The sequence below is a fragment of the Longimicrobium sp. genome, assembly GCF_035474595.1.
Lineage (GTDB): Bacteria > Gemmatimonadota > Gemmatimonadetes > Longimicrobiales > Longimicrobiaceae > Longimicrobium.
This window is the reverse complement of record NZ_DATIND010000036.1, coordinates 1-4,648: the sequence shown is the minus strand read 5'-3', so window position 1 is coordinate 4,648 and position 4,648 is coordinate 1. Positions and strand designations below refer to the sequence as shown.

Genomic DNA, 4,648 nt, shown 5'->3' with positions numbered 1-4,648 from the left:
GCGGATCCGGATCCGCGCGGCCGTCCATCATTCCATCCGGATCGGACGAAGCGGGCTACTCGCCGCGGAACGCCGCCTTCCGCTTCTCGTTGAAGGCGGCGATCCCCTCGCGCACGTCGGCGGAGCGGAAGAGGCGCATCTGGGCCTCGCGCTCCGTTTCCATCATCGTCTCCAAATCAGCGTCGGGGGAGATGGAGAGCGAGTGCTTGGCGGCGGCCAGGGCGAGCGGCGGCTTGGCGGCCAATTCCAGCGCGAACGAGCGCACCTCGCCCTCGAACGCGTCCGCCGCGTGGACGCGCTGGAAGAGGCCGATGCGCTCGGCCTCCCGCGCGTCCGCCATCCGCGCGGAGAGGACCAGCTCCGCCGCGCGGCCGGTGCCGACCAGTCGCGGGAGGAACCAGCTGGCGCCCCAGTCCGGGTGCACGCCGATGCGGGTGAAGGTGAAGCCGATCGACGCCTTCTCGCTCGCCACCCGCACGTCGCAGGCGCAGGCCAGCGACGCGCCCGCCCCCGCCGCCACGCCGTTCACCGCGGCGATGACGGGCTTGCGGCAGGCGACGAGCGCGCGCACGGCCCGCATCCCCGCCTCCACATAGCCCTCGAACGCCGCCGCGTCGCCGCGCGCGACCAGGTCGCTCATCACCTCCACGTCCGCGCCGGTGCAGAAGCCGCGGCCGGCGCCCGTGATCACCACCACGCGCACCTCCGCCGACTCCGCCGCGCGCTCGACGGCCGCGCGCAGGTCGTCCCGCATCGCCCCCGCGAACGCGTTCAGCCGCTCGGGGCGGTTGAGGGTGATCCACGCGATGCCCTCGTCCTCGCGGTAGAGCACCGCGTCGAGCTGCGATGTCTCGCTCATCCGTGCCGCCGCGGACTGCCGGGCGAATGAATTCGCGGCAACAACGGCCCGAAGTCCGCCTTCGCGGACTCCCGCTCGGGCATCCCCGCGGGAGGCAGGCTCCGGTGTGTCCTCGTTCGCATCACGGGACGCGCTCCACGATCATCGAGATCCCCTGGCCTACGCCGATGCACATCGACGCCAGTCCGTAGCGCACCTCGCGGCGCCGCATTTCGTGCACCAGCGTGGTCAGGATGCGCGCGCCGGACGAGCCGAGCGGGTGGCCCACCGCGACCGCGCCGCCGGAGACGTTCACGATCGCCGGATCGAGCCCCAGCTCGCGGACACAGGCGACGGACTGCGCGGCGAAGGCCTCGTTCAGCTCGACGAGCCCCAGGTCGCCCACCGTCAGCCCGGCGCGTTGCAGCGCCAGCCGCGTGGCCGGCACGGGGCCGATCCCCATGCGCTGCGGCTCCACGCCGGCGACCGCGCTGGCCACCACGCGCGCCATCGGCCGCTTCCCCAGCCGCTCCGCCGCCCCGGACGAGACCACGAGGAGCGCCGCCGCGCCGTCGTTCAGCCCCGACGAGTTGCCGGCCGTGACGGTGCCGCCCTCCCTGCGGAAGCTGGGCTTCAGCGCGCCCAGCGCCTCCAGCGTGGTGTCGGGGCGCGGATGCTCGTCGGTGTCCACCACCTTCGGCGGGCCCTTGCGCTGCGGCACCTCCACCGGGGCGATCTCGGCGCGGAAGTGGCCCTCGGCGATGGCGCGGCCGGAGCGCTGCTGGCTGTCGAAGGCGAAGCGGTCCTGGTCCTCGCGCGAGACGTGGAACTCGCCGGCGATGATCTCCGCCGTCTCGCCGAGGGCGACCGTCCACTCCTTCGGCATCCTGGGGTTCACGAAGCGCCAGCCGAGGAGCGAGTCGGCCATCTCCGGCACGCCCCGCGCGAAGCCCTCGCCCGGCTTCAGCATCACCCACGGCGCGCGCGACATGCTCTCCACGCCGCCGGCGATGAAGACCTCGCCCTCGCCGGCGCGGATGGCGTGCGCCGCGCTGCGGACCGCCTCGAGCCCCGAGCCGCAGAGCCGGTTCACCGTCTGCCCGGGAACGGAGACGGGGAGGCCGGCCAGCAGCGCCGCCATCCGCCCCACGTTGCGGTTGTCCTCGCCGGCCTGGTTGGCGCACCCGAAGATCACGTCGTCCACGAGCGACGGGTCCACCCCCGTGCGCTCGACGATGGCCTTCACCACCGCCGCCGCCAGATCGTCGGGCCGCACGGACGAGAGCGCGCCCGCGTACCGCCCGATCGGCGTCCGCACGGCGTCGATGATCAGCGCGTCGGTCATGTACAGTAGCTTGTGTTCAGCAGGAATGAGGATGTGATCCGGCTCCAGCCGTTCAGTCCCATCCGGGTTCGTCGATGACGAGCGGTTCGTGAACGACGTTGCGGTCAGCGATGAACTTCTCGTTCTCGCCGCGGCTCGCTTCGATCAGAAGGCGAACGGCATCCTCCAGCATCGCGCGCGCTTCCTCGAGGGTCTCGCCCTGCGAATTTGCGCCCCAGAGCTCCTTCGCGAAGGCGACATAGCCGCCTCCTGGGACTTGCATGTACACGGCCGTCAGCTCCATGCGCATGTTGCCACCCTGCTGCGAGTTGCATGCGCTCTTCGTTGAGGGCGCGATGAACCTTCATCGCGCCCTGCAACCGCCGTTCAGCCTCGCGCGGTTTGCGAGGCTTTCCGTGGTTGTGGCCGCGGCTTCAGCCGCCGCGGGAGGCGCGAGCCTCACGCCAGGTTCACCCACACGCTCTTCACCTGCGTGTACAGGTCCAGCGCGTGCTTGCCCAGCTCGCGGCCGTAGCCGGACTGCTTGTAGCCGCCGAACGGCGAGGCGGTGTCGAGCGTGTGGTACATGTTGATCCACACGGTGCCGGCGCGCAGCGCGGCGGCGGCGCGGTGCGCCTTCGCCACGTCGCGGGTCCATACCGCGGCGGCCAGGCCGTACTCGCTGCGGTTGCCGATCTCGATCGCCTCGTCCAGGTCCTTGAACGTCGTCACCGCCAGCACGGGGCCGAAGATCTCCTCGCGCGCGATCGTCATCTCCGGCTTCACGCGGTCGAAGATGGTGGGGTTCAGGAAGAAGCCCTTTCCGTCGCCTTCCGGCCGGTCGCCGCCGTACACCAGCTCGGCGCCCTCGCTGCGGCCCGACTCGATGTACCCCATCACCCGGTCCAGCTGCTCCTGGCTCACCAGCGGCCCCATCCGGCACTTGGGATCGAGCGGATTGCCCGGCCGCATGCTCCCGGCGCGCTTCACCAGCTTCTCCACCAGCTCGTCGCGCACGCCCTCCTCGACGAGGAGGCGCGAGCCGGCGGTGCAGGCCTGGCCGGTGTTGTAGAAGATGGCGCTGGTGGCCCCGCGCACCGCCGCCTCCACGTCCGCGTCGGCCAGCACGATGTTGGGGCTCTTGCCGCCCAGCTCCAGCGACACGCGCTTCAGCGTTCCCGCCGCCTCGCGCTGGATGATCTTGCCCACCGCGGTCGAGCCGGTGAAGGCGATCTTGTCCACGTCCGGGTGCTTCACCAGCGCCGCCCCCGCCGTCTCGCCGAAGCCGGTGACCACGTTCAGCACGCCGGCCGGGAGCCCCGCCTCGGCGCAGCAGCGGGCCAGCTCCAGCGCGGTCAGCGGCGTCTGCTCGGCGGGTTTCAGCACCACGGTGTTCCCGCACGCCAGCGCCGGGGCGACCTTCCACGCCGCCATCTGCAGCGGGTAGTTCCAGGGGATGATCTGCCCGCACACGCCGATGGGCTCGCGGCGCGTGTAGTTCAGGTACGGGCCGGGGACGGGGATGACGTCGCCGTCGATCTTGTCGGCCCAGCCGGCGTAGTAGCGGAAGCACTCGATGGCGCCCTCCACGTCGAACATGCGCGCCTCGCGCACGGGCTTGCCGTTGTCGAGCGTCTCCAGCCGCGCAAGCTCGTCGGCGCGGGCCTCCAGCCGGTCGGCGATGGCGTAGAGGATCTTGCCGCGCTTGCGCGCGTCCATCCCGCTCCACTTCCCCTCGTCGAATGCGGCGCGGGCGGCGCGGACGGCACGGTCCACGTCCTCGGCGTCGCCCTCGGCCACGTGGGTCAGCACCTCGCCGGTGGCGGGGTTCACGGTGTCGAACGTCTTCCCCGACGCCGCGTCCACCCACTCGCCGCCGATGAAGAGCCTGCCGGGCGCGACCGCGGCCCCAGTCTCCGTCGTAGCCATCAGTCCCCTCGAGAAAGTCGTCAGAAGTTGCGAAAACGTCGATCGCACGCCGAACCCGCGGTGCGCGCCCTCGCCATCCACCCCTCACCCGGCTCGCCTGGGCTCGCCACTCTCTTCCGATAACGGGAGAGGGTTGGGTGTGGGGCGGGCACTCGCGCGTCACGCAGTTTACAACGCGTGTCCAGCCCCAGCGTCCGCCGCGAGCGGAGATGCCGGTCCAGCTACCTCTCCCGGTACGGGAGAGGTGGACGGCCTCGGCCGGCCGGAGAGGGCGCGATGCCGGAGCGACGCGCAGGCGTCCGTTCCCGCCCACCGTTCCCTGTCCCTGTAGCCTGTCCCCTAAGCTCCCCTAAACACGAAGGGAACCGGACGTCCATCGCCCGGCTCCCCCGCATCAACCGCTCCGCGGCTTACTTGCCGGTGAACTGCGGCGCGCGCTTCTCCACGTACGCCGTGAGGCCTTCCTTGGCGTCGCTGCTGTTGAAGAGCAGCGCCTGCAGCTCGCGCTCCAGCGCCAGCCCCTGCTCCAGCGGCAGCGCGCCGCCCGTCTGGCAGCT

Annotated in this window: 4 protein-coding genes; all 4 read right to left on the bottom strand. The window is 71.6% G+C overall.

The window, feature by feature from the left end:
* Positions 1-55: 55 nt before the first annotated feature.
* Positions 56-859 (bottom strand): enoyl-CoA hydratase/isomerase family protein, encoded by an 804-nt coding sequence (locus tag VLK66_RS05935; protein WP_325308462.1) that lies wholly within the window; start codon positions 857-859, stop codon positions 56-58.
* Between the two features lie 121 nt (positions 860-980).
* Complete coding sequence (locus VLK66_RS05930; RefSeq protein WP_325308461.1) at positions 981-2,183, bottom strand: acetyl-CoA C-acyltransferase; 1,203 nt, start codon at positions 2,181-2,183, stop codon at positions 981-983.
* Between the two features lie 52 nt (positions 2,184-2,235).
* On the bottom strand, positions 2,236-2,472 hold the full coding sequence (locus tag VLK66_RS05925) for a type II toxin-antitoxin system HicB family antitoxin (protein WP_325308460.1): 237 nt from the start codon (positions 2,470-2,472) through the stop codon (positions 2,236-2,238).
* Positions 2,473-2,621: 149 nt separating this feature from the next.
* A complete protein-coding gene (locus VLK66_RS05920) occupies positions 2,622-4,091 on the bottom strand; it encodes an aldehyde dehydrogenase family protein (RefSeq protein ID WP_325308459.1) in 1,470 nt (489 codons plus the stop codon).
* Positions 4,092-4,648: the final 557 nt, after the last annotated feature.